Genomic DNA, 25,407 nt, shown 5'->3' with positions numbered 1-25,407 from the left:
AGGCAATGACGAAGGCTCGCGACAACTACCTGCTCGACCTGGCGGCGAGCCGGCAGGGATATGCGCTCAACCGGTTGTGCGGTTCCCTGAAGGACGAGGAGAACCGGCGCCGGTTCCTCGAGGACGAAGCGGCCTACTGCGACGCCTACGGACTCTCGGCCGAGCAGCGGAAGGCGATTCTGGAGCGGGACTGGACCGCGATGCTGGAGCTGGGCGGTTCCATCTTCTACACATTCAAGCTGGCCATGCTGGACAAGAAGTCGATGCAGTACCTCGGTGGTGTCTTCACCGGGATGTCGGCCGAGGAGTTCGCCGCGGCCATGCGCTCGGGAGGGCGGAAATTTGGCTAGGGTCATCTGGGGACTCGCGACCTCGCACGTGCCGTCCATCGGTGCGGCGATGGACAACGGAAAGACCGAGGATCCGTACTGGAAGCCCCTGTTCGACGGCTACGGGCCCGCAAGGGAGTGGATGGCCGAGCACCGGCCGGACGTGGCGGTGGTCGTCTACAACGACCATGCCAACGCCATCGACCTGGACCTGGTGCCGACGTTCGCGGTCGGCACGGCGGAGTCGTACGACGTCGCCGACGAGGGGTGGGGCCGCAGGCCCGTCCCGCCGGTCGTGGGCGCACCGCAGCTGAGCGAGCACCTGGTGCGTGAGCTGATGGACTCCTCGTTCGACATCACGACGTGCCACCGGCTCGACGTCGACCACGGGCTCACCGTGCCGCTGTCGGTGTACTGCCCCGATCCGGGTGATGCCTGGCCGTGCGCCGTGGTGCCGGTGCTGGTGAACGTGATCCAGTACCCGCAGCCGACGGCCGCCCGCTGTTACGCGCTGGGGGAGGCGATCGGGCGCGCGATCCGGTCGTTCCCCCAGGACTTGAAGGTGGCGGTGTTCGGCACGGGCGGCATGTCGCACCAGCTCGCGGGAGCGCGTGCGGGCCTGATCAACGAGCGGTTCGACCGCATGTTCCTGGACGCGATCGAGCACGACCCGGAGAAGCTGGCGGCACTGTCGCGGGAGGACTACATCGCCGAGGCCGGTACGGAGGGCATCGAGCTGATCATGTGGCTGGTGATGCGCGGCGCGATGAGCGGCAAGCTAGCGCGGATCCACGACACCTACCACGTGCCCGCCTCCAACACCGCCGCGGCGCTGGCGCTGTTCGAGGATCTGGGGGAGGGGGCGAGCGCATGAGCACGTTCGTACTGCTGCACGGTGCCTGGCACGGCGGATGGGCGTGGCAGCGGGTGATCCCGGCACTGCGGGCCGCGGGCCACGAGGTGTACGCACCGACCCTGACCGGGGTCAGCGACCGCGCGCACCTGCTCAGCCCCTCGGTCGGGTTGAGCACGCACGCGCAGGACGTCGTGGCGCTCGTCGAGGCGCACGACCTCGGTGACGTGGTCCTCGTCGGGCACAGCTACGCAGGCCAGGTCGTCACCGCAGTCGCCGACCGCATCCCCGGCCGGCTCGGCAGGCGCGTCTACCTCGACGCCTTCGTGGGCGACGACGGCGACGCCGCCATCGACCTGCTGCCAGCGAAGGTGGCCGGGCACTACCGCGAATCGGTGGCTGGCCCCGGGTTCGGCTGGCTCATCCCGGTGCGCTCGCTGAGCGTGCTCGGTGTGTCGGAGCAGGCCGACCTCGACTGGCTCGGCCCGCGCCTGACGCCGCACCCGTGGCTCACCTACACCGAGCCGTTGCGGCTGAGTGGAGCCGGTGACGCGGTTCCCGCGACCTTCGTCGAGTGCACCGACTGGATGCGGGTGTTCCGGCCGCACGCCGAGAAGGCCGCGGCCCGAGGCTGGCCGGTGCACCACCTCGCGACCGGTCACGAGGCGATGGTCACCGCACCGAAGGAACTCGCCGACGTACTGCTCACCGTCGCCTAGCGCGTCGTGAGTGAGGAACCGAGTTCTAACCCGGTTCCTCACTCACGAGAGGTGACCAGGCACGACGCCGCGCTGACAACACCTACCGGCAACCGGAGGGACGATGGAATTTCTCGTACGCACGGAGAACCTGCTGCCGCCCGACACGCCCGACGACACCCGCGAGCGGCTTCGCCGGGCGGAACGTGAGCGGGCCCAGCAGTTGCGGGAGGCGGGAGTGCTCAAGCGGCTGTGGCGGGTTCCCGGGCGCAACGCCACGGTCGGCCTCTACGAGGCGGACGACCCGGCCACGCTGCACGAGGCGCTCACGTCGCTGCCGATGTGGAAGTGGATGGACGTCACCGTCGAGGCGCTGGCGACCCATCCCCAGGAGCGATAAGGAGCACGCCTAGTGCGAAGGGCCCGCATGCGTCCCGGCGGACGGGTCGGTAGGGCCGGGGACGAGGCCCTCGCGGATGGCGAGCAGGGCGGCCTGGGTCCGCGAGGAGAGCTGGAGTTTCGTCAGCATGTTGCTCACGTGGGTGCGTGCCGTGCGCTCGCTGATCACGAGCCGCTCGGCGACCTCCCGGTTCGAGCAGCCCTGCGCGACGAGGGTGAGGATCTCGCGCTCGCGCGCGGTCAGGGCCGTCAGCCCGACGTGCGGCGCGGCCATGCGGCGGGTGAGCTTGCGCGTCACCGCGGAGTCCAGGTGCATCTCACCGGCCGCCGCGGCGCGGATCGCGAGCACGACCTCCTCGGGCTCGGCGTCCTTGAGCAGGTAACCGGCGGCGCCCGCGGCGAGTGCGGCGTGCACCCGCTCCACCTCGCCGAAGCTGGACAGGACGACGACCTTCACCGTGGGATGGGACCGCGTGATCTCCGCGGTCGCCTCGACCCCGCCGAGCCGCGGCATCTGCAGGTCCATCAGCACCACGTCGGGCAGCGGATCGCCGAGGGTGTGCCACTGCCGCAGCCTCGCCACCGTCTGCTCCCCGTCGGCCGCCTCGCCAATCACCGTCAGGGCGGGCACGGTCTCGATGTAGGCCAGCAGGCCCCGGCGCACGATCGCGTGGTCGTCGACGACCATCACCCGGACCGTCCGCTCCTCCGGTTCGCCGCTCGTCATCGGAGCCGCCCGCCTTCGGTCCGGGTGCCCGGCGCACCGGGCCGCGGCACGGTGACCGCGACCGTCCAGCCGCCCGCCGCGCCGGGGCCGGCGGCGAGGGTGCCGCCCCACTGCTGGATGCGCTCCCGCATCGACACCAGCCCCAGCATGCCCTGACCGGTCCCGTCGGCCACCGGGTTGCCGGAGCCGCGCCCGGCGCCCTCCCCGTTGTCGGTCACCTCGACGGTCACCTTCCGGCCGTCCGCGGTCCGGCCGAAGCGGATGTCCACACTCGTCGCGCTCGCGTGCTTGACCACGTTGTGCAGTGCCTCCTGGATGATGCGGTACAGGTCCTCCTGGACGTCGATCCCGGCGTCCCATTCGAGGCCGGCGGGATCCCGCACGCTGATGGAGAGGCCGGTCCGGGCCGCGACGCTGTCGGCGTGCGAGCGGACGGCGTCGACCAGCCCGTGTTCGGCCAGGTCGAGCGGACGGAGCTCGAAGATGAGCGCGCGCAGGTCGGCCAGCGCGCTCTGGGACAGCTCGGCCAGCTCCTCGACACCACCGCGCAGGCCGGCCGGTTCCGGGTCGGCGACGCCCAGCTGTGCGCGCAGCGCCTTCGCCTGCATCCGCATCGAGAACAGCTGCTGCGCCACGGAGTCGTGCAGGTCGCGCGCCAGCCTGCGGCGGGCGTCGAGTTGTGCCTGCGAGCGTGTCTGCGCCACGAGGGAGACGGTGTCGATGGCGACCGCCGCCTGGTCGGCCATGGCTTCGAGGAACGCCAGCGAGCCCGGTGCCGGATCCTCATCCGGCAGGTAGTACGCGTTGATCACCCCGAGCGTGCGGCCGCGGGCCACGAGCGGCACCGAGACGAAACTGTCCCAGTCGGGGTAGCTCATGAACTCGTGCAGCGGTTCCCACGCCGGGTCGGCCAGGATGGCCGGCCTGCGGTGCGGCGCGACCACCGGTTTCCCGTCCAGGAACGCCTCCAGCGACAGCACTCGCGCGCCGAGGCGGCGGCACGCGCTGAGCCGTTCGGTGAAGTCGAAGGCGTCCGCGTCCGGGAAGCCGGCCATACCGAGCACGCGGACCTCGTCTTGCGGGTTGTCCAGGGTCAGTATCTGCACGGCCGCGATGGCGGCGGTCATCGCGACCTCGCTGGCGACGGCATCGAGTGTCGCACGCAGCGAGCACACGGCGGCGACGTTCGACGCCGTCCTGGCGATCGCGGTGAGCCGCTCCTGCTGCCGCAGGGTGTCGGTCACGTCGCTGAACCAGACGGCGTAGCCGCCTCCGGCCACCGGCGCGACGCGGTACTCGAGGTCCCGCCGCCGCCCGCCCGGTGTCACCCACCCACCGCGGAGGCGGTCCTCCGGCCCCAGTTCGGCCGTGGCGCCGGTGTCGAAGGGAGCGGCCTGCCCGGCCAGCTCCTCCGCGCTGAGGCCGAGGACGTGCGCGGCGGCCGGATTCGCGGCGACGAACCGGCCTTCACCGTCCAGCACCGCCAGGCCGTCGGCGGATACGTCCAGCAGGGTCCGCAGGGCGCGGTCGTCAATCGTGGGTCCGCCGTCGTTCCGCATCTTCGCCCCGTCGACCAGCACCGTGTCCGTGGACAGACCGTACTACGCTGCGCTCACGAGCGCGGCTCCGTGGACGCTCCGAGCCGCCCCGACGGCGTGCTCGGCGAGGCCGCCGGTTCGCGGGCGCCCGCGCGAATCCCCAGCACGGCGAGGAGGCTGACCAGCGAAAGGCCCATGACGTAGAGGGCGACGGGGGTCGAGGACTCGTAGGTGGCGAAGAGGGCGGTCGCGACGATGGGTGTGACGGCGCCGCCGATCATGCCGCCCATCTGGTAGGCGATGGAGATGCCGCTGTAGCGGACGACGACGTCGAAGGCGCCGCTGAGCAGCCCGCCCTGCGCGCCCGCCATGACGCCCTGCACCATCGCGGCGACCACGAAGGCGAGCAGCGCGAGAGCGATGTTGCCGGTGTTGACCAGCGCGAACAGCGGGAACGGCCACAGCACCGCGGTGGTGGCACCGACGATGTAGACCTTCTTCGGGCCGAACCGGTCCGCGGCGAGTGCCGCCACCACGATGGTGCCGATCCACACGGCGGTCGAGGACAGGATGAGCGTGAGCAGCGTGGTCCGTTCGAATCCCACGACCGTGGTGCCGTAGGTGAGCATGTAGAGGATGACGGTGTAGCCGACGGCGGGCGGGGCGACGGATGCCAGGCTGGCCAGCACGAGGTTGCGCGGTTGCCTGCGCAACAGCTCGCTCAGCGGGATCTTGCTGATCGCGCCTTCCTTCTTGGCCCGCTGGAACTCCGGAGCGTCCCGCAGCCGGGTGCGGACGACGAAGCCGATGACCACCAGCACGATGCTGATCAGGAACGGAATCCGCCAGCCGTAGGAGAGGAACTGGTCGTCGGACATTCCGGATACGGCGAGGAAGGCCAGGTTGGAAGTCAGCACGCCGATGGGGACGCCGAACTGCGCGAAGCTGCCGTAGAGCGCGCGGCGGCGCGGTGAGGCGTTCTCCGTGGCGATGAGGATCGCGCCTCCCCACTCGCCGCCGACACCGAATCCCTGCACCAGGCGCAGCACCACGAGCAGCAGTGGTGCGGCCAGGCCGATCGCGGCATACGTGGGCAGGACCCCGATCAGGAACGTCGACCCGCCGGTCAGCACCAGCGTGAGGATCAGCATGGCCTTGCGGCCGATCCGGTCCCCGAAGTGCCCGATGACGGCCGCGCCGAGGGGGCGGGCGACGAACCCGACGGCGAAGGTGGCGAACGCGGCGAGCGTTCCGGCCGCGGGGGAGACCTCCGGGAAGAACAGGCTGCCGAAGACGAGGGCCGCGGCCGTGCCGAAGATGTAGTAGTCGTACCACTCGATCGACGTGCCGACGAAGCTCGCGGCGAAGATGCCCTTCCTCGACGGTCGCGCGGGGGCTGGCTCAGAAGCCATGCTGCGTGCTCCTTCGGACGCTGTGGGCTTGCGGTGGCCCGCGCGGCGCTGTGCGGCGACATGCCGTGCCGGCGGTTCAGGGAAAGGTAGGCCGCGCCGGAGCCGGGGGTCTTTGGTCTTCCGTGCCGCCCCGGCTACGTCATCTGTCTCGGTCGGGTGGCGATCCCGCTGCCGCGGGCCTCGTCTGCGAGGGAGTGCAGGTACGTGCCCGGCTTGCCGTTGCTCTGGAAGCCAAGCGTCTTGTGCGGCACGAGAAAGCTGGGCCGGTTCGACCGGCACGGGTAGCAGGGACGGAGCGGGTGGCATCACGCGACGGCGGTCCCCTCGAGTTCGACCATCTGGCCGGGGATCGCCAGCCGTATCACCCCGAGCATCGTGGTGGTCGGTGCCACCCGGGCGGCGCCCAACCGCGACGCCAGCACGCCGTAGTGGTGGAAAAGCAGATCCACGTCGGTGGTGTAGACGTTGAGCCGGACGAGGTTCGCCAGCGTCATGCCGGCCTCGCCGAGCACGGCCTCCAGGTTGTCGAGGCTCAGCGCCAACTGCGCCGCCATGTCACCGCCATGCCGGGGTTTGCCGTCGCCGCTCATCGCGGTCTGCCCGGAGCAGTACAGGGTGCGGGTGTGCCCGGAGACGATCTCACCTTGGTTGAATCCCATCTCCACCGACCACGCCACCGGGTTGACCGCCGTTCGTTCCATTGCCACAAGCTCCGTTCGATTCCTCGAGGATCCGTACGTCCACAGCTTCCGGGCAAATCACGACATCCTGTGTCGTGTATTCCCTTTAGAGTGCTCGTATGCGCGCCGACCGGTTGGTCTCGGTTCTGCTGCTGCGCCAGCGAGGTCGGCTGTCCGCGACCGCGCTGGCCCGCGAGCTGGAGGTATCCACCCGTACCGTGCTGCGCGACATCGAGGCGCTGTCCGCAGCCGGCGTCCCGGTCTACGCCGAACGCGGCCGGCACGGTGGTTTCGCGTTGTTACCCGGTTTCCGGACCGAGCTCAGTGGACTGAACCACGAGGAGGCCCTTGCCCTGCTGATCGCCGGATCGCGGCGGGGCGCGCAAGCCTTCGGTCTCGGCTCGGCGCTCGCTTCGGCGATGCTCAAGGTGGTTGACGCGCTCCCCGAAAGCTATCGGGACACCGCGGCCGGCGTGGCCGAGCGATTGCTCATCGACCCGGAGACCGACCTCCTCTCGCGTCGGCTGGTCGCCGAGGAGGTGCCTGACTCCACAGTGGCCGAGGTCAGGCGCGCGGTGTTCGCCGGACACAAGCTGCGCATCCGCTACGCGGCGGTGAACCAGACCCCGAGGTGGCGCACGGTGGACCCAATCGGCCTGGTCACCGTACGCGACCAGGGCTACTTGCTGGCCACGAGGTCCGGCGCGGACCGCACCTACCGGCTGTCCCGGGTCCTGGCCGCCGAGGAACTCACCGAACCCGCACAGCGACCGGACCGGGTCGATCTGGACCGGGCCTGGCAGGAACGCAGCACGCGGTTTCGGACCGGCGGCGACCAGGTCACCGTGCTGGCACGAGTGGACCCGGCGCGGCGGGAGGACCTGGTGGGCACTGCGCTGGTCGTCCTCGCCGAAGAAACTGACGCAGACGGCTGGCTGCGGCTGGAGGTGACCTTGCAGGATTCGCGACACGCCGAATGGGCGCTGTGGCAGCTCGCCACGAACGCGGAAGCCCTGGCCCCGCAGTGGCTGCGCACCGCCCTACGCGACCGCGCCGCCGCGATCGCCACCCGCTACGGAGAGTCATCCTGAGTTGTCGCCTTCTCCGGGCCGCCGCCCTTCCGACCTTCACTTCCCTGTCACGTCCTGGTGATGCGCTGAGGGGCGTCCTAGAATGAGCGGCCCGACGCCGGCGGACCGGCGGCGAGCACCGCAACCGAAGAGCAGGGACCGGAGGACCGCATGGCCGCAGGCGTCAGCTCTCCCATCCGCACTCGGCTGCTGGCCGGTATCGCGGCGACCGCGGTGGCCGCGGCATGCCTGGTCCAGACCACAGCGCCGGAGGCGTCCGCCACCACCCGGCATACCGGGAAGAACCCGGTGGCCGTGGGTGGCGGGGGAGCGGTGAGCTCGGTCGACCCCGAGGCCACGGCCATCGGAATCGACGTGCTGCGCCGTGGGGGCAACGCGGCCGACGCCGCGGTGGCGACGGCCGCCGCGCTCGGCGTCACCGAGCCGTACAGTGCCGGGGTCGGGGGCGGTGGCTTCTTCCTGCACTACGACGCGGAGCATGGCGTGGTCGAGACCATCGACGGCCGGGAGACCGCCCCGCTGGAGATGCCCCGGGACGCGTTCATCGACCCCGCGACCGGCGAGCCGTACCCGTTCTTTCCGGAGATGGTCACCAGTGGCGCGTCGGTCGGCGTACCGGGAACACCGGCGACCTGGCAGGCGGCGCTGGACTCCTGGGGCAGCTACTCCCTTTCCGACGCGCTGCGCCCCGCCACGAGGCTCGCGAGCCGGGGGTTCGTGGTGGACGAGACGTTCCGTGAGCAGACTCTGCAGAACCGGGAGCGTTTCGCCGCGATCGAGCCCACCGCGGAGCTGTTCCTGCCGGGCGGTGACGCTCCGCGCGTCGGGTCGACCTTCCGCAATCGCGACCTCGCGCACACCTACCGGCTGCTGGCACGGAAAGGTGTGGACGCCTTCTACCGGGGGCCGCTGGCACGGGAGGTGGCCCGGACGGTACAGAACCCGCCCACCGTCGAGGGGACCGAGCTGCCGGTGCCGGCGGGCGTCCTTTCGGCCGGCGACCTGGCGCGCTACGACGTGCTGCGGCCCGCGCCGACGAGCCACGACTACCGCGGCTTGCGGGTGCTCGGGATGGGGCCGCCTTCCAGCGGGGGCTCGACGGTCGGCGAGACGCTGAACATTCTCGACCGGTTCGACCTGGGTTCGATGCCTGCGGAGCGTGCGCTGCACCACTACTTCGAGGCGTCGGCCCTCGCCTACGCCGATCGAGGCCGGTACCTCGGCGACGCCGGGTTCGTCGACGTACCGCTGACCGAGTTGCTCTCCGACGGCTTCGCGGCCGAGCGCGCGTGCCTGCTGGACCCCGACCAGGCCGCCGTGAAACCGGTGGCGCCGGGGGAGGCCGACGGTGAGTACGACCCCGGCTGCGGCGATGTGGCGCGTGAGCCGATCGACCGGCCCGACCACGAGGGGCCGTCCACCACTCATCTCAGCGTCGTCGACCGGTGGGGCAACGTGGTTTCGTACACGCTCACGATCGAGCAGACCGGCGGCAGCGGCATCGTCGTGCCGGATCGCGGATTCCTGCTGAACAACGAGCTGACGGACTTCAGCCACGTCTACGACGAGGAAGACCCGAACCGCATCGAGGGCGGCAAGCGGCCGCGTTCGTCGATGGCTCCCACCATCGTCCTCGCGGGCGGCGAACCGTGGCTGGCACTGGGATCTCCCGGTGGTTCCACCATCATCACCACCGTGATCCAGACCCTGATCAACCGCATCGACCTCGGCATGGACCTGCCTTCGGCCGTCGCCGCGCCGAGGGCCACCCAGCGGAACACGCCGAGCGCGCTGGCCGAGCAGGAGTTCACCGAAGCGTACGGCGAGGCTCTCGCCTCCTATGGGCACACGTTCTCGCCCGCGGCCGAGATCGGCGCCGTGGCGGCCGTCGAGATCCTCCCCGGCGGCCTGTTGCAGGCGGTGGCCGAACCGGAACGGCGAGGTGGCGGCGATGCCCGTGTGGTCGTGCCCAGCCGCCCCGGCTCGTGAGTGCCTGCGCGAGTTCCAACTCGCGCAGGCACTCACGAGTCACCAGCGGTAGTCGAGGAACTTGCCGTCGAAGGTGACGACGACGCGGTCGCCCTCGGGATCCGGCCGGCGGGAGAAGCCGACCCGGAAGTTGATGGCGCTCATGATCCCGTCGCCGAACTCGTCGTGAATGAGCTCCTTGAGGGCGGGCCCGTAGACCGACAGCGCCTCGACGAAGCGGTAGATCGTGGGGTCGGACATCGCCGCCGGGTCGGTGCCACGGGAGGGCTGGAGCCGCAGGCTCTCGGCGACCGTCTCCTCCAGCCCGAGCAGCCGGCAGACCCGCCCGGCCTGCTCCGGCGTCATCGGGTGCTGGCCGAGCAGCGCCGCGGTCGTCCACACCACCGGGGCGCCGATCTCGTCGGCGATCCGCGCCCAGGACAGGCCGAGCCGTAGCCGGGCGGCGGCCACCAGCTCGGCGGCGGCGGATCTGCTCATGATCGGCGTCATGTCGGGGCTCCTTCGACGGGGCGGATTCGACCGGGGGACCGCACCACATTCGCGCTCCGCCGGGGGCAAGGCCATCGGCAGGCGGCCGCCGACACGAACTGTTTACCTACCTTGCGCGTCATCCGGTGGCTCGTTCACGCCGGTGAAACATGTGCCACCGGCGGATCGAGGGCCGGTGAGCCCAATGTCACCCGATGCTCGCAGCGCCGTCACAACGGGGAAACCTGCGGTGCCGACGCTCGACGGGCCCGCGTCCCCAGCGAAAGAGCGACTCCATGTCCTATCTGAATCCTTCCGAGTTCGTCGGGAAGATGATCGACGCCGGCGAGGCGAAGGTCTTCATGTCCACCCGCGATACCGTCATCCGCGCTTACATGGCCGGTGCCATCCTCGCGCTCGCCGCGGCGTTCGCGGTCACGATCACCGTGCAGACCGGCCAGCCTCTCGTCGGGGCGCTGCTCTTCCCGGTCGGGTTCTGCATGCTTTACCTGCTCGGGTTCGACCTGCTGACCGGCGTCTTCACCCTCGTCCCGCTCGCGCTGATCGACAGGCGGCCGGGCGTGCGGCTGCGCTCGGTGCTGCGCAACTGGGGCCTCGTCTTCCTCGGCAACTTCGCCGGCGCGCTCACCGTCGCGCTCATGATGGCGGTGATCTTCACTTACGCCTTCTCGATGGATCCGAACGAGATCGGCAGGCAGATCGGCACGATCGGCGAGGGGCGGACGGTCGGCTATGCCGAGCACGGTGCCGCCGGAATGCTGACGCTCTTCATCCGCGGCGTCCTGTGCAACTGGATGGTCTCCACCGGCGTGGTCGCCGCGATGATGTCGACCTCGGTCACCGGGAAGGTGCTCGGCATGTGGATGCCCATCCTGGTCTTCTTCTACATGGGCTTCGAGCACTCGGTCGTGAACATGTTCCTGTTCCCGTCCGGCCTGATGCTCGGCGGTGACTTCTCGGTCGGGGACTACCTGATGTGGAACGAGATCCCGACCGTGGTCGGCGGTCTGGCCTTCGTGGGGCTCACGCTGTACACGACGCACGCCCGTACCGGTACGACCCGGAGCCGTCCGCTGCCCCAGGACCTCGATCTGCCGGCCAAGGTGAACGCGTGACGCCCCCCTCGGTCGGACGCCCGGTCAGCTCGCCGGGAGGTTGACGGTGGCGATCGGGCGGGCCTCCCAGGCCGCCCAGTCGGCCCCGATCGCGCCGGCGGTGCGCAGCAACAGCGGCAGGTGGTGCTCGACGAGGTGCTCGACCGGCGTCTCGGCCGCGTGTGCGTTGACGTTGGCCGCGGCGACCGTACGGCCCTCGCCGTTGCGGACGGGCGCCGCGATCGAGCGGATGCCGAGCGCGAGGTCCTGGTCGGTCACCGCCCAGCCCTTGGCGCGGACGTCCCGCAGGACCGCGTCGAGCTCGTCGCGCCCCGGCGTCCAGCGCGGCTCGATGCCGGACCTGCTCGGGGTGGCGAGCACGTCGTCGAGCTCGGCGCCGTCCAGCGCGGCGAGCAGGACCTTGCCGAGCGAGGTCTGCACGGCGGGGAACCGCGTGCCGATGGTGACCCCGAGGGTCACCAGCTTCGGCACGGCGACGCGGGCCACGTAGACGATGTCCGAGCCGTCGAGCTGCGCGATCGAGCAGGACTCGCCGGTCTGGGCGACGAGTGTGCGCAGGTGCGGCTCGGCGAGCTCCCACAGGTTCCGCGAGCCGACGTAGGCCATGCCGAGCTCCAGCACCCGCGGCGTGAGGGAGAAACCCTCGTCGCCGCTGCGGACGTAGCCGAGCTCCTCGAGCGTGATCAGGATGCGGCGGGCCGTCGGCCGGGCGAGCCCGGACCGGGCGGCGACCTCGCTCAGCGTCATGTGCGGCCGGCCGGGCTCGAAGCCCCTGAGCACGTCGAGCCCGCGGGCGATCGCCTCGACGAAATCCGGGCGGGCGTCCCGGCGCATCGGCTGTCCTTCCGCGGAGTGGAGCACGGTGGGCGGCCGGCGACGCCGGCCGCCCACCGGATGGTCGTCCGTCACTGTATCCGGCACCTCATGCCTCGGCGCGCCGCACCGCGACGCCCTCGCCCCGGTAGTCGCTGTAGGTGTACGGGTTGGGGATCAGCTCGGTTTCCGGGATCTCCGGCGCCATGCACTCCCGCCAGTTCTCCTCGCCGATCTCCGCGCGGGCGAACTCGACAGTCGCCGTGACGGCCTCCCTTGCCTTGGCGAGGTCGACGCCGACCAGCTCGTTGCGGTACTTGACGACCCTGCCGTCGACGAGCACGGTGTGCACGTCGGCCCGGCCGGCCTGGAACGCCACGTGGCCGTAGGGATGCACGATCGGGAACATGGCGGGCGACCGGTCGTTCTTGATCAGCACGACATCGGCCTTCTTGCCCGGGGTCAGCGAGCCGATGACGTCGGAGAGCCCGAGTGCTCTCGCCCCGCCCATCGTCGCCCACTCCACGACGTGCTCGGCGCGCAGCTTGTTGTGCACCACCGTCTCGTTGGCCGTCTGCGCCTCGAGGTGCTCCCGTGACCGGTCGGCGGACAGCGTCGCGCGCATCGCCGAGAAGAGGTCGGCGCTCCACCACACGCTGGTGTCCATCGACAGTGACGCGGGAATGCCGTGCCTGCGCAGCTGCCAGCTCGGCGGGTAGCCCTGCCCGGCGCTCTGCTCGCTCTCGGTCGAGATGGACGCCGTGCCGCCCGAGGCCGCGATGCGCTGGTAGGAGTCCTCACCGAGGCTGCACGCGTGCACGTACGTGACGTCCGGCGTCATGAAGCCGTGTTCCCACATCAGCCGGATGCCGTCGTCGTTGGTGGCGCCCCAGACCCCGGCGTGCGTGGTCACCGGCAGGCCGAGGTCGCGGGCGGCCTCGAACGCGCCCTTCTCCGGGAACGCGGCGTCCCCGGTGACGTCGAACGCGAGCTGCAGGCCGAGCATGTCGTCCCTCGAGCTGAAGTGGCGGTCGACGAACGCGCGGAACTCCGGCGAGTTGGCCCATTCCCACGGCGCGCCGAGCAGGTTGCCGTAGCCGAGGACGAACCGGCCGGGCACCGCGCGCAGCGCCTCCACCGCGGCGTCACCGTGCTCCGGCGTCTGCAGGCCGTGCGACCAGTCGAGTGTCGTGGTCACGCCGGAGTCGATCGCCTCGATGGCCGACGCGAGGTTGCCCGCGTAGACGTCCTCGGGGCGGAAGATCTTGCCCCAGTTGAGGTAGTAGAAGACGAAGTACTGGGACAGGGTCCAGTCCGCGCCGAAGCCGCGCAGCGCCGTCTGCCACATGTGGCGGTGCGTGTCGACCATGCCCGGCAGGAGGATCCCGCCCGAGGCGTCGATCACCGTGGCGTCGTCCGGCGCGGGCAGTTCGCGGCCGACCTGCTCGATCCGTTCGCCGCGGACGAGTACGTCGCCGCCGTCCAGGACGCCGATGGCCGGGTCCATGGAGAGCACGGTGGCGTTGCGGAAGAGGATCGGGCGGCCTGTGGCGAGTTCGTCCGGCACCGGGCTGGTGGACATGTCGATCACCTCGTTGTGGTTGTGTCGCGGGACCGCAGGACGCGGGCGCGGGCGAAGAGTGCAACGGTGGCGGCCGCAAGGCCGGTGACGAGGGCGGCAGCCCCCCACCCGTAGCCGGACAGCGGCAGGCCGAGCGCGTGGTCGAGGGACCAGGCTCCCGGGCCGCTGAAGGCGAGGACGACCGCCAGCGCGCCGTAGCAGAACGGCACCTCGCAGCCTCCCCGCTGCGCCCAGAACCCGTTGGGCGCGGTGGCGACAGCGGCCACGGTCATCGTGCCGATCACCAGCGCGCAGCCGCCGGGGGTGAGAAGGCCGGTGGCGATCGAGGCCGCGCCGGCGAGTTCGGTCAGGCCCGCCAGTACGGCCATCCGCCTGCCGGGCACGAAACCCCACTGTTCGAAGACGGCGCCGGTGCCGTCGCGCCCGGCGCCGCCGAACCAGCCCAGCAGCTTCTGCGTGCTGTGGCCGACGAGCAGCCCGGCCAGCAGCAGCCGGAGCAGCAGCAGCGCGAGGTTCATGGCGCCTCCGGTCGCCGATCGAGGACGAAGTCGAACTCGGCGTGCAGGTACGGCTCGTCGATCCGCCCGCCGTCCGGAGCCGGTCCGGCTCCGTGCTCGGTGAACGGCACGATCAGCGCGTCCTTGGTGCCGAACACGACATCGCTTTCGAGGTAGTCGGCGCCTTGCTGGAACAGGTGGGTGATCAGCCTGGCGTAGCCGGGTTCGTCGATCAGGAAGTGAATGTGCGCAGGCCGGTAGTGACTGATGCCGGTCCGGCGGATCAGCTCGCCCACCGGTCCGTCCATGGGGATCGAGTAACCGCGGGGCGCGATGGTGCGCACGCAGTAGGTGCCGTCCTCCCCGGTGCGGTACTTGGCGCGCAGCCTCGCCTCGTCGACGTCGGGTAGCTGGGCCTCGTAGGTACCCTCCGCGTCGGCCTGCCACACGTCGAGCACCGCGCCGGGAACGGGCCTGCCCTCCGTGTCCGTGACGGTGCCGGAGACGAAGAGGGGAGTGCCGGGAAGGCCGTCCGACATGTCGTGGCCGGAGCCGACCGTGGGCGAGCCGTCGATGTGGAACGGTCCGAGCACGGTCGCCGGGGTGGCCTTCTCCGAGAAGCGGTTGTTGAGCTGGACCACGAGCGTGCTCAGGCCGAGGACGTCGGAGCCGAGGATGAACTCCTGCCGCTTGTCGTCGCTGATCCGGCCGGTCGCGGCGAGCCATTCCATCGCCGCCGCCCACTCCTCCTCGGTGAGCCGCACCTCCCTGGCGAACTCGTGCACGTGCCGCACGAGCGCGGTCATCAGCTCGGCCAGCCGGTCGGGGCGCGCGGTGGCCCAGCGGCGCACCGCGAGGTCGGTGAGGTTGTCCTCGTTGACGAACGCCATCGCTGTCCCTCGATCCGTTTCGTGGCGGACGTGTCCGGACATCGGTCCGTAGGACGGACATTGTTGCGGCCCATTGGCCGTAAGGCAAGCTCGTGTGCGACCCGTGCCGTCCGTTTGACTACACAGACGACTATGACATGCTGTCGCCATACGGACATACGTCCGCCAAGTGGTCGCTGAGTGGTCACTGCGGTCTTGGAGGTGCACCCGGATGATCGAACGCGCTGCCGTGGATGGCCCGCTGGCCGGGCTCCTCGTGGCGGACTTCTCCCGTGTCCTCGCCGGGCCCTACGCGACGATGCTGCTCGCGGACCTGGGCGCCGAGGTGGTCAAGGTGGAGTCGCCCGAAGGGGACGAGACGCGGTCGTGGACGCCGCCGGCCCGGGACGGGGTTTCGACGTACTACCTCGGGATCAACCGGGGCAAGCGCTCGATCGCGCTGGATCTGCGGGACGAGGCCGACGCGGCGGCGGGCCGGGAGCTGGCCCGCAGGGCGGACGTGGTGATCGAGAACTTCCGGCCCGGCGGGCTGGCCAAGTACGGGCTGGACTTCGAGTCCGTGCGGGCGGCCAACCCGGCCGTCGTGTACGCCTCGATCAGCGGGTTCGGTTCGGGCGCGGGACGCAACGTGCCCGGCTACGACCTGATGGTGCAGGCGATCTCGGGCCTGATGAGCCTCACCGGTGACCCGGAGGGGCCGCCGTTCCGGGCCGGTATCTCCGTGTTCGACGTGATGGCCGGCAACCACGCCGCGATCGGCATCCTTGCGGCGCTGCGGCATCGCGACGCCACCGGCCGCGGGCAGCACGTGGAGGTGAACCTGCTGTCCTCCGCGCTGACCGGGCTGGTCAACCACAGCTCCGCCTACGTCGCGGGCGGCACGGTGCCGTACCGGATGGGCAACGCGCACCCGAGCGTGTTCCCGTACGAGCCGCTGCCGACGGCGGACAACGACCTGATCGTCACCGCGGCCAACGACCGCCAGTTCCGCAATCTCTGCGAGGTGCTGGGCATCCCGGAGATCGCCGACGACCCGCGGTTCGCGCGCAACGCCGACCGCACCGAGCGACGCGAGGAGCTGCGCCCGATCCTTGTCGAGCGGCTCGCCACCCGGGGCGCGCTCGAGTGGTTCGACCTGCTGGTCGAGGCGGGGGTGCCGAGCGGTCCGATCAACACCGTGGACGGCGGCTTCGCGATGGCAGAGCGATTCGAGCTGGACCCGGTCGTGGAAGTGGGTGAGGGGGAGCGGGCGGTACCCACGACGCGGCACCCGGTCCGCTTCTCGGAGACGCCCGTGAGCTACCGGCTGCCGCCGCCCGAACTGGACGAGCACGGGGCCGCGCTACGGAAGTGGCTCGGCGACCGGGAGGAGGACGGCCGTGGCTGAGTACCCGACCGCGCTCGGCGCGTCGTCGCCGACCGGCATCACCCTGCTCGGTCACGACCTCGCCGAGGACGTGATGGGCGAGGTGTCCTTCGGCGAGCTGGCGTTCTGGCTGGCCACCCAGCGCAGGCCCGCGCCGGGGGAGACCCGGGTGTTCGAGGCGGTGCTCGCCGCGCTGGCCGACCACGGTTTCACGCCGACGGCGATCGTGACCCGGCTGACCTACCTGTCCGCTCCGGACTCGATCCAGGGCGCTCTCGCCGCCGGACTGCTCGGCGGCGGTTCACGGTTTCTCGGCGTCACCGAGGACTGCGGCCGCTTCCTGCACGATGTGCTGTCCGAAGTGGAGGGCGAGCTGCCCGTGGACGACGCGGGCTGGGACACGCTGGCCCTGGAGACGGTACGAGCCCGGCGCGAGGCGGGGTTGTTCGTGCCCGGTCTCGGGCACCACGTGCACAAGGAGGGCGATCCCCGCACGCCCCGGCTGTTCCGGATCGCCGAGGAGGAGGGGCGGTTCGGCCCGCACCTGTCCCTGTTCGCCGCGATCGGCCGGGTTCATCCCCGAGTGCTGGGCAAGACGCTGCCGCTCAACGGTGCCGGGGTCTGCGGGGCGGCACTGGCCGACCTCGGGCTCCCGCTGGAACTGCTGCGCGGGTTCGCCCTGCTCGCCCGCACCGCCGGGCTGATCGGCCAGCTCGCCGAGGAGCTGCGCCACCCGGTCGGCAACGACATCTTCCTCTCGGTGGACCTCAACAACCGGCCGGTGCCGCCCGATCCGTACGTCGCGGACTGATCCCTGACGGGCCTGGGTGCGGGACTCGCGGGTCCGAACGAGGGACTCGCGGTCAGTCCGCCTCCTTGGTGTCGCCGCGGCCGCGGAGGAAGTACGCGCCGAACGTCGCCGCAAGGCTGGCGAACACCACCATGGAGTAGGTGGCTAGCAGCACCTCCAGTACGCGGGCGAGGCCGCCGTCCGCGGCGAGCGGGTCACCGCTGACGGTGGCCAGGGCCGCGTCGTGCAGTGCATCCCCGTACCCGGGGTAGCCTCCGGTCAGGTAGAGCGCCTGGCTGGCGCCGAGCGCGACGATCACGGTGATCGCGGCGAGCCAGCCCACCCGGCTCGACAGCAACCGGCCCGCCGACCGGCTGCCGCGCACCGCCGAGCTGAGCACCCGCCCCAGCCGTGCGGCCCTGGCCAGCCACAGCACGCGGAGCACGCGCAGGAACGGCACCGCCAGGAAGGCGAGCTGCCACCAGGTACGGCGCAGGAATGCTGCCCGGTCGGGGGCGACGGCAAGGCGGAGCGCGTACTCACCGGCGAAGACGGACCAGAGCAACCAGCTCAGCACGGACAGTGCCGTCACCAGCGCGGGTGCCGTCGCCACGACCTGTCCGAGCACGACGAGCAGGAACACGACGCCGAGGACGCTCATCGGCCGGTCCAGCCGGTCGGAGAGCTCCTCGGCCCAGGACTGCCGCCGTTCCGGCTCGGCTCTGCCGGGCATCTGCACGCCGACGAAGTACCCACGTCCCCGCCTTTTCCATGCAGGACGCGCGGCCGTCGGTTCCGGCGATTTCGGACAGAGCGGCATGGTTGTCCGTGCCGCATCGTCCTCGCGGGGCTGCGCCTTCCGGGGGGCCGGGGTGCGGCGTTCGGCTCATCCGCGCAAGATCGCTATTGACACGGCAGGGTGACAGGCGTCACTCTCTCGTGGCCAGCGCGACGGCGAGACGTTCATCTGTCCTGCGGTGAGACGAAGGCGGCGATATGCCGGAGACCAGCGGACCGGAGCGAGAGCAGACCACACTCCCGAGCAAGTACCTGCCGGCGGCCGAGTTCAAGGACCTGCCGGAACCGGTGCGTTTGCGCAAGATCACCGGCGCGAGCGTCATCATCCTCGCGACCGCCATCGGCTCGGGGGAGATGATCCTCTGGCCCTACATCACCTCCCAGATCGGGTTCATCTTCATCTGGGCCGCGGTCGTCGGGTTCGGGATCCAGTTCTTCCTCAACATGGAGATCGAGCGCTACACGCTCGCCACCGGAGAGTCGGCCATCACCGGTTTCGCCCGGTACTGGAAGCCGTGGTGGTGGCTGTTCATCGTCTTCGCGCTACTGCAGAACTTCTGGCCCGGCTGGGCCACCGGCGCGGCCACGACGGTGTCGTTCGCACTCGGGCTCGGCGACGACGCGCCGATCGTCCCCATCACGATCGCCGCGCTGATCGCCATCGGCATCACGCTCACCCTGGCGCCGGTCGTCTACCAGTGGGTCGAGAAGATCCAGGGTGTACTGGTCGCCCTGATCATGCTCTTCGTGATCGTCGCGATCCCCGTGGCGACGACGGGGGACGCGTGGGGCGCGCTGGTCACCGAAGGCATCGGCGACATGAGCTTCCCGATCGGACACGAGGGACTGAGCATCGCCCTGCTGCTCGGCGCGCTGGCCTTCGCCGGCGCCGGCGGCGCGAACAACCTGGTGCAGAGCAACTACATCAGGGACAAGGGCATGGGCATGGGCCAGCGCATCCCCCGGATCGTCTCGCCCATCACGGGACACGAGGAAGCCCGGCCCTCCCTCGGCTACATGTTCCCGACCGACGAGGAGAACATGCGCCGGTGGCGCGGCTGGTGGAAGGTCGCCAACTGGGAGCAGTTCCTCACCTTCTTCGTCATCGGCGTGGTCTCCCTCGTCATCCTGTCGGTGCTGGCCTACTCGACGCTGCCGGTCGGCGAGGTGCAGCAGGAGGACCTCGCCTTCCTGCAGCTGGAAGGCCAGGCGCTGCAGGACGCCGTCGCACCGTGGTTCGGCACCGCCTTCTGGGCCGCCGCGACCGTCGCGCTGTTCTCGACCAATCTGGGGATCATCGACTACACCTGCCGGCTGATCGCCGACCAGCTCAAGATCAACGCGCTCAAGGACAGCGCGTTCTGGTCGGAGAGCAAGGTCTACGCCGCGTTCGTCTGGCTGATGATCGCCGTGGGCTCGGTGATCCTCCTCGCGGGAGTCGACCAGCCCTTCCTCCTCGTCGTGATCTCGTCGTCCATCGCGGGCGTGCAGATGTTCATCTACTCGGGTCTGCTGATGATGCTCAACCGGAGGGCTCTGCCGAAGGAGGTGCGGATCAGCAACGGACGGCTCGCCGTGCTGGCGGTGTCGTTCATCTTCTTCGGGTTCCTGTCGGTGCTGCTCGTCATCGACAACCTGGGAAGCTGACCCGGTGCTCAAACGACTGTGGTTGCGGCTGCTCGTCGCACTCGTGATCTGGATAGTGCTGCTCGTGCTGATGTGGGCGGTGGGAATACTGGACTGACCGGACGAAGTGGACGACCGGAGTGCGAGCGCACACAAGGCGAACCCGCCACCCCCCGACGAGTGGCGGGTTCGCCTTGTGCCACGCGGCGCTACTTCGCGGCGAGAACGGGCTCCGGCTCGGCCGCCGGAGCGTCGATCCGCCGCCGCTGGACGGCCCCGGACAGCGCCACCAGCAGGCCGAGCACGGCGATCCCGGTGACCACGCTGAGCGCGGGCGTGAGCCCTGCGAGCAGTGCGGCGGGGGACGCCTCACTGCCACCGTTCGCGGTGAGCACCGCGGTCACCACGGCGAGCCCGATCGCGCCGCCCACCTGCAGTGACGTGTTCAGCAGGCCGCCGGCCAGGCCCTGCTCGTTGTCGGCGACCCCCGCGGTGGCCTGGATGTTCAGCGAGGAGAAGGCCAGGGTGAAGCCGATGCCGAGCAGGATCATGCTGGGCAGGACCGAGCCGGCGTAGCCCGAGCCTTCGTCCACGCCGAGGAACAGTGCGTAGCCGATGACGTGCGCGACGACCCCGCCGAGGATGGTGCGGGCCGTGCCGAGCCGGTCGATCAGCGGCTCGATCCGCGGTGAGCCGAAGGCGACGATCAGCGCGGCGGGCAGGAACCCGAGCGCGGTCTCCAGCGCCGACCAGCCCAGCACCGACTGCAGGTAGAGCATGACCACGAACTGGAAACCGATGTAGGCGCCGAAGAACAGTGCCGCGCCGATGTTCGCCCGCGCCAGTGGCCCGGACCGCAGGATGCCGAGCCGGAGCAACGGGTGGCTGCTGCGCTTCTCGATGAGGACGAACGTGGCGATCAGGGCGGCGGCGACGGCGAAGGTGATCAGCGTGCGCGGTGCGGCCCAGCCGACCTCGGGCGCCTCGACGACGGCGAACACCAGCAACAGTGAGCCGGCGGCACCGGTGACCGCGCCGGGGAAGTCGTAGCCGGCACCGGAGCGTTCCGGCCGGTTGTCCGGGATCAGCCTGATGGCGGCCACGAGCGCGGCGAGTGCGATCGGCACCGGCAGCAGGAACGTCCACCGCCAGCCGATCTCGGTCAGCAGCCCGGAGAAGACCAGGCCCGCCGAGTACCCGCTCGCGCCGAAGACCGCGAAGATGCCGATCGCCCGGTTGCGCGCGGGACCTTCGTGGAAGGTCGTGGTGATGATGGACAGTGCCGCCGGAGCGGTGAACGCCGCGGCGAGTCCCTTGATGAAACGGCTGGCGATCAGCAGCGCGCCGTCGTCGACGAGGCCGCCGAGCAGCGAGGCGACCGCGAAGACCGCGACCGCGACGAGGAACACCCTGCGCCTGCCGAGCAGGTCGGCGGTGCGCCCGCCGAGCAGCAGCAGCCCGCCGTAGCCGAGCACGTAGCCGCTGACGACCCACTGCAGTGCGCTGGTGGAAAGGCCGAGGTCGGCCCGGATGGACGGGAGGGCGACACCGACCATCGAGACGTCGAGTGCGTCCAGGCCGACGACTGTGGACACCGTGAGCAGCACGCCCCACAGGCGTGCGTCCCACCTGGTTGAGGTGGTGGACAGTTGCGCGGAAGAGCTCATGGGGAGAGACAGTACATGCAGATGCATCTAATGCAAGTGAATTTAATGCGTTTGCATCAAATTCACCTGCATGCTATCTTGGCGCCGTGAGCGATGTAGCCGAACGGAGCCTGGTGCGGCAGTGGCACGAGCTGCTGGCGCGCCACGCGGCCGTGTTCGGTGCCCTGGAGGCAAAGCTGCAGAAGCGTCACGGCATCGGCGTCAACGAGTTCGAAGCGCTGGAGCGGCTGGCGACCTGTGAGTACAAGTGCCGGGCCGCCGATCTGACCCAGGCCGCGCAGTTGAGCCAGAGCACTACGTCCCGTCTCATCGCCAGGATGGAGCGGGAGGGTCTGGTCGAGCGCGCGATGTGCGACATGGACCGGCGCGGGATCTTCGTCATGCTGACCGAAGCCGGGCGGCGGCTCTACGCGCAGGCGAAGCCGACGCACCGCGCCGTGCTCGAAGAGGTCCTGGGCGCCGGCGACTGACCGGAGTCGTCACCGGATAATACCTGTTCAGGGCTGTTTCGGGCTGCTATACACAAGGTGTATAGACCGTGCATATACATGGTGTGTATAGTCCGCTCGCATGTCGATCGGACACACACTTCTCGGCCTGCTCGAAGAGGGGCCACGGCACGGCTACGACCTCAAACGGGCCTACGACGAGCGGTTCGGGCTCGACCGCCCCCTGCACTACGGGCAGGTATACGCGACGCTGGCCCGCTTGCTGCGCAACGGCCTGGTCGCCGAGACCGGCACCGAGCCGGGCAGCGGCCCGGAGCGCAAGAGCTATGCCATCACCGACGCGGGAGTCACCGATGTCGAGCGGTGGCTCGCCACACCGGAGAAGCCCGAGCTCTACCTGCAGAACACGCTCTACACCAAGGTGGTGCTCGCGCTGCTTTCCGGCCGCAGCGCCGAGGACGTCCTCGACACGCAGCGCTCGGCGCATCTGGCCACCATGCGCAAGCTGACCACCCGCAAGACCAATGGCGACCTGGCCGACGCGCTGATCTGTGACCACGCGCTGTTCCACCTCGAAGCCGACCTGAGGTGGCTCGAGCTGACCGCCGCCCGCCTCGGTGAGCTGGCGAAGGAGGTGGCCGAATGACCACGCTGCTGGGTGCGACCGGCCTGCACAAGTCCTTCGGCCCGACCGAGGCGCTGCTCGGCGCCGACTTCGGGATCGCCGCGGGCGAGGTGGTCGCGGTGATGGGCCCGTCGGGGTCCGGGAAGTCGACCCTGCTGCACTGCCTCGCCGGCATCGTCCGTCCGGACGCGGGCACGGTCGGCTACCAGGGCCGCGACCTCTTCGCCGACACCGACGCGGAGCGGACAGCCCTGCGCCGCACCGACTTCGGGTTCGTCTTCCAGTTCGGACAGCTCGTCCCCGAGTTGAGCTGCCTGGAGAACGTCGCGCTGCCGCTGCGGCTCGGCGGCACACGCCGCAAGAAGGCCGAAGCCGCCGCGGCCGAGGTGATGGCCAGGCTGGAGGTCGACGACGTCGCACCGAAGCGCCCCGGAGAGGTCTCCGGCGGGCAGGGCCAGCGCGTGGCCGTCGCCAGGGCGCTCGTCACCGCACCGAAAGTGATCTTCGCCGACGAGCCGACCGGCGCACTGGACTCGCTCAGCGGGGAGCGGGTCATGCGGATGCTGGTGACCGCGGCGAAGGAACACGACACCGCCGTCGTGCTGGTCACCCACGAGGCCCGCGTCGCCGCCTACTCCGACCGGGAGGCCGTGGTGCGCGACGGAAGGACGCGGCAGCAGGTGACCGCGTGAACTGGCTCAACGACCTGGCCCTCGGGGTCCGGCTGGCCGTCGGGGGCGGCCGGACCCTGAAGGCCGGCCTGCTCCGGCTGGTGCTGACCACGATCGGGATCGGCCTGTCCACGGCCGTGCTTCTCCTGCTGGCCGGCATGGCCTCGGCACTGGACGAGCGCGGTGACCGGATCGCGGCCAGGGAGGCGGTCACGCAGGCGAGTGACGGCACGCCGGTCCACACGATCAGGGACAGGTCCTCCTTCCGCGGCGAGGACGTCATCGTCACCTACCTCGATCCCGCCGGTCCCGGCGCGCCGGTACCGCCGGGGTTGCGGGAGATCCCGGAACCAGGGGAGATGGTGGTCTCGCCCGCGCTGGCGGACCGCCTGCAGGCGCACCCCGCGCTGGACGCCCGGTTCAACCAGCGGGTGACCGGTACCGTCGCACCCGAGGGGCTCGCCGACCCCACCGAGCTGTGGGCCTACGCGGGCGGTACGGGCGTCCGGGACTCGCCCGGCGCGGACACGGTGTACTCCTACGGTGCTCCGTCGTCTCTGGACGATGCACCGCCGCAGATACTCTTCATCGGCGGCGTCGGCGCGGTGGTGCTGCTGGTGCCGCTGCTCGTGTTCGTCGCCACCACCAGCCGGATCTCCGGGGCGGAACGGGAACGGCGGCTGTCGGCACTGCGGCTGGCCGGTGCGCGGGTCGGCCAGGTCCGCCGGATCGCGGCCGCAGAGGCCGTCGTCGGGGCCGTGGCCGGTGGCCTGCTCGGCCTGTTGCTGTTCCTCGCCTTCCGGCCGCTCGCCGAAGGCATCGAGCTTGCCGGGATCGCGTTCTTCCCCGCCGATCTCCGGCCCGCCTGGCCGCTCGTGGCCGCCGTGCTCCTGCTCGCGCCGGTGCTCGCGGTCGGGTCGGCCTGGTTCGGGATGCGTGGGCTGATCGTCGAGCCGCTCGGCGTGCTGCGCCGTGCCCGGCCGGTGCGCAGGCGGGGATGGTGGCGCATCCTGCTCGTCGTCGTCGGCGTGGCGCTGTTGCTGCCGGACAAGCTGCTGGGCGCCGAGATGAGTGCCGGTGACGTGCTGCCGTTCCTGACCACTGGTTCGCTCGTGTTGCTGATCGGCGTGCCGACGCTGATGCCGTGGCTCACCGAGCGCTCGGTCGGCCGGTTCCGCGGCGGCTTTCCCGCATGGCAGCTGGCGATCCGGCGGCTGCAACTGGACAGCGGCACCCCGAGCCGGGTGGTCGCGGGAGTGGTGGTCGTGCTGGCCGGAGCCATCGCCCTGCACAGCCTGCTCGGCTCGGCGGAGGCCAACGCCGCCCGCGTGGACGCCGAGAACGAGGACCCGTCCGCGGTCGTGGTGAACGTGGAGGCGTCCGTGGCGGCCGAGGCGCTGGAGCTGGTCCGGCAGACGCGCGGCGTTCAGGAGGTCTACCCCCTCCAGCGGGCGTTGCTCTACGACGGGACGGGGCAGAGTGGACTGCTGCTCGTCGCCCCCTGCGATCGGCTCGAACGCAGCTTCCGGCTGCCGGGCGGCTGCGCCGAGGGCGACTCGTTCACCGCGGGCGAGGCACGGCCGGGTGAGACGCTGACCGCCCACGGCTTCCTGGACTCCTCGCAGGAAAGCGGCGTCCGGTTCACCGTGCCGCACGGGAGCGAAGCGGCCACCGTACGCCCCGGCGCGGCCGGACAGGAGGCCGACGCGATGCTCCTGGCGACACCGGGCGCGATCAGCGGTCTCGCCCTGCCGGGTCTCCTGCGGGAGCTCGACGTGCGACTGGACCCTGGCGACCCGGACGCGCTGGCCCGGATGCACGCCGCCCTGAGCCCGCTGGAATGGCGGGCATCCATCTTCGGCATGGCCGGCATCGTTTCCTCGGGCAGGTCGATGCTCGACGTGATGCAGGGGCTGCTCTACGCCGGAAGCGGGCTGACGATGCTCCTGGCCGGGGCGAGCCTGCTGGTGACGGCGGCCGGGCAGATCAGCGAACGCCGGCGCCCGCTCGCGGCGATGAGCGCGGGCGGGGTGCCGAGAGGCGTGCTGGCACGCTCCTTGCTGTGGCAGAACGCGGTGCCGATGGTGTTCGGCGTGCTGGTCGCCGTGGGCGTCGGGATCGGGGTCGCGGCCCTGATCACCCGCCTGCTCGGAAACGGCATGCCGCTGCTGCTCGACGGCGCGTTCATCGCGGGCATGGCGGGTGCTGCGGTGGTGCTGGTGCTCGGGGTGACGGCTGCGACGCTGCCCGCGCTCCGCTCGGCGACCTCGGTGAAGGCCCTGCGCGCCGAGTGACGGCAGAGCCAGGGAATCC

Annotated in this window: 25 protein-coding genes; 14 read left to right on the top strand and 11 right to left on the bottom strand. The window is 70.7% G+C overall.

Going from position 1 to position 25,407, the window contains the following annotated elements; all coding sequences use genetic code 11:
• The first annotated feature begins 5 nt into the window (after positions 1 to 5).
• From JAP66_RS13400 to JAP66_RS13385, 4 genes are all read left to right on the top strand, one after another.
• Positions 6 to 350 (top strand): protocatechuate 3,4-dioxygenase, encoded by a 345-nt coding sequence (locus tag JAP66_RS13400; RefSeq protein ID WP_199432049.1) that lies wholly within the window; start codon positions 6 to 8, stop codon positions 348 to 350.
• A complete protein-coding gene (locus tag JAP66_RS13395) occupies positions 343 to 1,203 on the top strand; it encodes a class III extradiol dioxygenase subunit beta (protein WP_199432003.1) in 861 nt (286 codons plus the stop codon). Before JAP66_RS13400 ends, JAP66_RS13395 begins: the two co-directional genes overlap by 8 nt.
• The gene (locus JAP66_RS13390; RefSeq protein ID WP_199432002.1) at positions 1,200 to 1,901 is read left to right on the top strand and encodes an alpha/beta hydrolase; all 702 of its coding nucleotides are present in this window, start codon (positions 1,200 to 1,202) and stop codon (positions 1,899 to 1,901) included. The genes JAP66_RS13395 and JAP66_RS13390 overlap by 4 nt, the downstream gene beginning before the upstream one ends.
• Positions 1,902 to 2,004: 103 nt before the next feature.
• Entirely contained in the window at positions 2,005 to 2,280 is a 276-nt protein-coding gene (locus JAP66_RS13385; protein WP_199432001.1) for a muconolactone Delta-isomerase, read from the top strand.
• A gap of 9 nt (positions 2,281 to 2,289) precedes the next feature.
• Here the strand turns inward: JAP66_RS13385 and JAP66_RS13380 are convergent, their stop codons facing one another.
• The 4 genes from JAP66_RS13380 to JAP66_RS13365 all read right to left on the bottom strand — a co-directional run bounded on the left by JAP66_RS13380 (position 2,290) and on the right by JAP66_RS13365 (position 6,657).
• Complete coding sequence (locus JAP66_RS13380; protein WP_199432000.1) at positions 2,290 to 3,006, bottom strand: response regulator; 717 nt, start codon at positions 3,004 to 3,006, stop codon at positions 2,290 to 2,292.
• The gene (locus JAP66_RS13375) at positions 3,003 to 4,565 is read right to left on the bottom strand and encodes a PAS domain-containing sensor histidine kinase (RefSeq protein WP_199431999.1); all 1,563 of its coding nucleotides are present in this window, start codon (positions 4,563 to 4,565) and stop codon (positions 3,003 to 3,005) included. Before JAP66_RS13375 ends, JAP66_RS13380 begins: the two co-directional genes overlap by 4 nt.
• A gap of 53 nt (positions 4,566 to 4,618) precedes the next feature.
• Positions 4,619 to 5,956 carry an MFS transporter gene (locus JAP66_RS13370; protein WP_199431998.1) on the bottom strand — a complete coding sequence of 446 codons (1,338 nt, stop codon included), beginning with the start codon at positions 5,954 to 5,956 and terminating at the stop codon, positions 4,619 to 4,621.
• A gap of 305 nt (positions 5,957 to 6,261) precedes the next feature.
• The gene (locus JAP66_RS13365) at positions 6,262 to 6,657 is read right to left on the bottom strand and encodes a RidA family protein (protein ID WP_199431997.1); all 396 of its coding nucleotides are present in this window, start codon (positions 6,655 to 6,657) and stop codon (positions 6,262 to 6,264) included.
• A gap of 98 nt (positions 6,658 to 6,755) precedes the next feature.
• On the opposite strand from JAP66_RS13365, the gene JAP66_RS13360 reads away from it, so the two are divergent.
• Complete coding sequence (locus JAP66_RS13360; RefSeq protein ID WP_199431996.1) at positions 6,756 to 7,727, top strand: helix-turn-helix transcriptional regulator; 972 nt, start codon at positions 6,756 to 6,758, stop codon at positions 7,725 to 7,727.
• Positions 7,728 to 7,877: 150 nt separating this feature from the next.
• Positions 7,878 to 9,716 carry a gamma-glutamyltransferase gene (gene ggt, locus JAP66_RS13355; protein ID WP_199431995.1) on the top strand — a complete coding sequence of 613 codons (1,839 nt, stop codon included), beginning with the start codon at positions 7,878 to 7,880 and terminating at the stop codon, positions 9,714 to 9,716.
• A gap of 39 nt (positions 9,717 to 9,755) precedes the next feature.
• Here the strand turns inward: ggt and cynS are convergent, their stop codons facing one another.
• Positions 9,756 to 10,205, bottom strand: coding sequence for a cyanase (gene cynS, locus JAP66_RS13350; RefSeq protein WP_199431994.1), 450 nt, complete (start codon positions 10,203 to 10,205; stop codon positions 9,756 to 9,758).
• 275 nt (positions 10,206 to 10,480) lie between these two features.
• On the opposite strand from cynS, the gene JAP66_RS13345 reads away from it, so the two are divergent.
• Positions 10,481 to 11,320, top strand: coding sequence for a formate/nitrite transporter family protein (locus JAP66_RS13345; RefSeq protein WP_199431993.1), 840 nt, complete (start codon positions 10,481 to 10,483; stop codon positions 11,318 to 11,320).
• Positions 11,321 to 11,344: 24 nt separating this feature from the next.
• Here the strand turns inward: JAP66_RS13345 and JAP66_RS13340 are convergent, their stop codons facing one another.
• The 4 genes from JAP66_RS13340 to JAP66_RS13325 all read right to left on the bottom strand — a co-directional run bounded on the left by JAP66_RS13340 (position 11,345) and on the right by JAP66_RS13325 (position 15,102).
• The gene (locus tag JAP66_RS13340; protein WP_199432048.1) at positions 11,345 to 12,154 is read right to left on the bottom strand and encodes an IclR family transcriptional regulator domain-containing protein; all 810 of its coding nucleotides are present in this window, start codon (positions 12,152 to 12,154) and stop codon (positions 11,345 to 11,347) included.
• A gap of 88 nt (positions 12,155 to 12,242) precedes the next feature.
• Positions 12,243 to 13,715, bottom strand: coding sequence for an amidohydrolase family protein (locus JAP66_RS13335; RefSeq protein WP_199431992.1), 1,473 nt, complete (start codon positions 13,713 to 13,715; stop codon positions 12,243 to 12,245).
• 5 nt (positions 13,716 to 13,720) lie between these two features.
• On the bottom strand, positions 13,721 to 14,233 hold the full coding sequence (locus tag JAP66_RS13330) for a DoxX family protein (protein ID WP_199431991.1): 513 nt from the start codon (positions 14,231 to 14,233) through the stop codon (positions 13,721 to 13,723).
• Positions 14,230 to 15,102, bottom strand: coding sequence for a dioxygenase family protein (locus JAP66_RS13325; protein ID WP_199431990.1), 873 nt, complete (start codon positions 15,100 to 15,102; stop codon positions 14,230 to 14,232). The genes JAP66_RS13330 and JAP66_RS13325 overlap by 4 nt, the downstream gene beginning before the upstream one ends.
• 211 nt (positions 15,103 to 15,313) lie before the next feature.
• Between JAP66_RS13325 and JAP66_RS13320 the strand changes: the two genes are divergently transcribed.
• Both JAP66_RS13320 and JAP66_RS13315 read left to right on the top strand, forming a co-directional pair.
• Positions 15,314 to 16,489: a CaiB/BaiF CoA transferase family protein gene (locus JAP66_RS13320; RefSeq protein WP_199431989.1), complete on the top strand. Its 1,176-nt coding sequence runs from the start codon at positions 15,314 to 15,316 to the stop codon at positions 16,487 to 16,489.
• Complete coding sequence (locus JAP66_RS13315; protein WP_199431988.1) at positions 16,482 to 17,279, top strand: citryl-CoA lyase; 798 nt, start codon at positions 16,482 to 16,484, stop codon at positions 17,277 to 17,279. The genes JAP66_RS13320 and JAP66_RS13315 overlap by 8 nt, the downstream gene beginning before the upstream one ends.
• Before the next feature lie 52 nt (positions 17,280 to 17,331).
• Here JAP66_RS13315 and JAP66_RS13310 read toward each other — a convergent pair whose 3' ends face one another.
• Complete coding sequence (locus tag JAP66_RS13310; RefSeq protein WP_199431987.1) at positions 17,332 to 17,991, bottom strand: hypothetical protein; 660 nt, start codon at positions 17,989 to 17,991, stop codon at positions 17,332 to 17,334.
• Between the two features lie 263 nt (positions 17,992 to 18,254).
• Between JAP66_RS13310 and JAP66_RS13305 the strand changes: the two genes are divergently transcribed.
• Entirely contained in the window at positions 18,255 to 19,703 is a 1,449-nt protein-coding gene (locus JAP66_RS13305; protein WP_199431986.1) for an Nramp family divalent metal transporter, read from the top strand.
• 188 nt (positions 19,704 to 19,891) lie between these two features.
• Here JAP66_RS13305 and JAP66_RS13300 read toward each other — a convergent pair whose 3' ends face one another.
• Positions 19,892 to 21,349 (bottom strand): MFS transporter, encoded by a 1,458-nt coding sequence (locus JAP66_RS13300; RefSeq protein WP_199431985.1) that lies wholly within the window; start codon positions 21,347 to 21,349, stop codon positions 19,892 to 19,894.
• Positions 21,350 to 21,435: 86 nt separating this feature from the next.
• Here JAP66_RS13300 and JAP66_RS13295 point away from each other — a divergent pair, with 86 nt between their 5' ends.
• From JAP66_RS13295 to JAP66_RS13280, 4 genes are all read left to right on the top strand, one after another.
• The gene (locus JAP66_RS13295) at positions 21,436 to 21,819 is read left to right on the top strand and encodes a MarR family winged helix-turn-helix transcriptional regulator (RefSeq protein ID WP_199431984.1); all 384 of its coding nucleotides are present in this window, start codon (positions 21,436 to 21,438) and stop codon (positions 21,817 to 21,819) included.
• A 100-nt stretch (positions 21,820 to 21,919) separates the two neighbouring features.
• Positions 21,920 to 22,444 carry a PadR family transcriptional regulator gene (locus JAP66_RS13290; RefSeq protein WP_199431983.1) on the top strand — a complete coding sequence of 175 codons (525 nt, stop codon included), beginning with the start codon at positions 21,920 to 21,922 and terminating at the stop codon, positions 22,442 to 22,444.
• Positions 22,441 to 23,115, top strand: a complete 675-nt coding sequence (locus tag JAP66_RS13285) for an ABC transporter ATP-binding protein (protein WP_199431982.1) — start codon at positions 22,441 to 22,443, stop codon at positions 23,113 to 23,115. The genes JAP66_RS13290 and JAP66_RS13285 overlap by 4 nt, the downstream gene beginning before the upstream one ends.
• A complete protein-coding gene (locus JAP66_RS13280; RefSeq protein ID WP_199431981.1) occupies positions 23,112 to 25,388 on the top strand; it encodes an FtsX-like permease family protein in 2,277 nt (758 codons plus the stop codon). The genes JAP66_RS13285 and JAP66_RS13280 overlap by 4 nt, the downstream gene beginning before the upstream one ends.
• Positions 25,389 to 25,407 lie beyond the last annotated feature (19 nt).

Origin of the sequence: Qaidamihabitans albus, from assembly GCF_016464705.1 — a bacterium.
Taxonomy (GTDB): Bacteria; Actinomycetota; Actinomycetes; order Mycobacteriales; family Pseudonocardiaceae; genus Qaidamihabitans; species Qaidamihabitans albus.
This window is presented reverse-complemented; position numbering and strand designations above follow the sequence as displayed.

Bases quoted from the DNA above. Each gene is read 5' to 3' on its own strand.
- JAP66_RS13300 (WP_199431985.1), bottom strand. From the start codon at position 21,349: ATGAGCTCTTCCGCGCAACTGTCCACCACCTCAACCAGGTGGGACGCA.
- JAP66_RS13385 (WP_199432001.1), top strand. From the start codon at position 2,005: ATGGAATTTCTCGTACGCACGGAGAACCTGCTGCCGCCCGACACGCCC.
- JAP66_RS13360 (WP_199431996.1), top strand. From the start codon at position 6,756: ATGCGCGCCGACCGGTTGGTCTCGGTTCTGCTGCTGCGCCAGCGAGGT.
- JAP66_RS13400 (WP_199432049.1), top strand. From the start codon at position 6: ATGACGAAGGCTCGCGACAACTACCTGCTCGACCTGGCGGCGAGCCGG.
- cynS (WP_199431994.1), bottom strand. From the start codon at position 10,205: ATGACGCCGATCATGAGCAGATCCGCCGCCGCCGAGCTGGTGGCCGCC.
- JAP66_RS13290 (WP_199431983.1), top strand. From the start codon at position 21,920: ATGTCGATCGGACACACACTTCTCGGCCTGCTCGAAGAGGGGCCACGG.
- JAP66_RS13325 (WP_199431990.1), bottom strand. From the start codon at position 15,102: ATGGCGTTCGTCAACGAGGACAACCTCACCGACCTCGCGGTGCGCCGC.
- JAP66_RS13375 (WP_199431999.1), bottom strand. From the start codon at position 4,565: ATGCGGAACGACGGCGGACCCACGATTGACGACCGCGCCCTGCGGACC.
- JAP66_RS13330 (WP_199431991.1), bottom strand. From the start codon at position 14,233: ATGAACCTCGCGCTGCTGCTGCTCCGGCTGCTGCTGGCCGGGCTGCTC.
- JAP66_RS13365 (WP_199431997.1), bottom strand. From the start codon at position 6,657: ATGGAACGAACGGCGGTCAACCCGGTGGCGTGGTCGGTGGAGATGGGA.
- JAP66_RS13335 (WP_199431992.1), bottom strand. From the start codon at position 13,715: ATGTCCACCAGCCCGGTGCCGGACGAACTCGCCACAGGCCGCCCGATC.
- JAP66_RS13390 (WP_199432002.1), top strand. From the start codon at position 1,200: ATGAGCACGTTCGTACTGCTGCACGGTGCCTGGCACGGCGGATGGGCG.
- ggt (WP_199431995.1), top strand. From the start codon at position 7,878: ATGGCCGCAGGCGTCAGCTCTCCCATCCGCACTCGGCTGCTGGCCGGT.
- JAP66_RS13310 (WP_199431987.1), bottom strand. From the start codon at position 17,991: ATGCCCGGCAGAGCCGAGCCGGAACGGCGGCAGTCCTGGGCCGAGGAG.
- JAP66_RS13340 (WP_199432048.1), bottom strand. From the start codon at position 12,154: ATGCGCCGGGACGCCCGCCCGGATTTCGTCGAGGCGATCGCCCGCGGG.
- JAP66_RS13305 (WP_199431986.1), top strand. From the start codon at position 18,255: ATGCCGGAGACCAGCGGACCGGAGCGAGAGCAGACCACACTCCCGAGC.
- JAP66_RS13320 (WP_199431989.1), top strand. From the start codon at position 15,314: ATGATCGAACGCGCTGCCGTGGATGGCCCGCTGGCCGGGCTCCTCGTG.
- JAP66_RS13345 (WP_199431993.1), top strand. From the start codon at position 10,481: ATGTCCTATCTGAATCCTTCCGAGTTCGTCGGGAAGATGATCGACGCC.
- JAP66_RS13380 (WP_199432000.1), bottom strand. From the start codon at position 3,006: ATGACGAGCGGCGAACCGGAGGAGCGGACGGTCCGGGTGATGGTCGTC.
- JAP66_RS13370 (WP_199431998.1), bottom strand. From the start codon at position 5,956: ATGGCTTCTGAGCCAGCCCCCGCGCGACCGTCGAGGAAGGGCATCTTC.
- JAP66_RS13285 (WP_199431982.1), top strand. From the start codon at position 22,441: ATGACCACGCTGCTGGGTGCGACCGGCCTGCACAAGTCCTTCGGCCCG.